The following is a 333-nucleotide window of genomic DNA, read 5'->3' as shown; positions in this document are numbered from 1 at the left end:
GGTATTTCGCCGGGTGAAAAACTGTGGGAGCGGGCTTGCCCGCGAAGAGGGTGGCACATTCAACATCACGGGTGACAGGTCCGGCGCTTTCGCGGGCAAGCCCGCTCCCACAGGGGATTTGGGGCAGATGCAGGTATTTCGCCGGGTGAAAAACTGTGGGAGCGGGCTTGCCCGCGAAGAGGCAGGCACATTCAACATCACGGGTGACAGGTCCGGCGCTTTCGCGGGCAGGCCCGCTCCCACAGGGGGGTGGGGCAGATGCAGGTATTTCGCCGGGTGAAAAACTGTGGGAGCGGGCTTGCCCGCGAATAGGCCGGCACAGGCAACATCACC

The sequence above is a fragment of the Pseudomonas sp. HMWF021 genome (assembly GCF_003061005.1).
In the GTDB taxonomy this organism is placed as follows: Bacteria; Pseudomonadota; Gammaproteobacteria; order Pseudomonadales; family Pseudomonadaceae; genus Aquipseudomonas.
This window is presented reverse-complemented; position numbering follows the sequence as displayed.